The organism is Neisseria sp. P0014.S009, assembly GCF_051958155.1.
Taxonomy (GTDB): domain Bacteria; phylum Pseudomonadota; class Gammaproteobacteria; order Burkholderiales; family Neisseriaceae; genus Neisseria; species Neisseria flavescens_C.
The window spans coordinates 1-259 of record NZ_JBQCVS010000155.1 but is presented as its reverse complement, the minus strand read 5'-3'; the positions used below and the strand labels follow the sequence as shown (position 1 = coordinate 259).

Genomic DNA, 259 nt, shown 5'->3' with positions numbered 1-259 from the left:
ACTTCAGACACCTTGGCGAGAGACCAATTGAACAAGCCATTGGCCATGGCTGCGGCCGGGAACACGATGCTTTGCAGGTAAAACTTGCCGCCCCGGTTCAGGTCATAGCCCTGGTCACGCAATTGGTTCAGGTCCAGGGGCACGGTCACCGCCACGGAGCCGCTACCTGGAGCACCCACGGTCATGTTGAAGGGCACCAGCAGCTTGGTCGTGCCCAGACGGATGCGTGAATCCAAACTCTGGTTACCCGTGCCCAGGC

At 60.2% G+C, this 259-nt stretch carries 1 protein-coding gene; it reads right to left on the bottom strand.

Features of this window, described 5'->3' with window-relative positions; all coding sequences use genetic code 11:
• The coding region (locus tag ACTHS4_RS12095; RefSeq protein WP_440366009.1) for a hypothetical protein at positions 1 to 236 on the bottom strand (236 nt) is incomplete at its 3' end.
• Between the last annotated feature and the right edge of the window lie 23 nt (positions 237 to 259).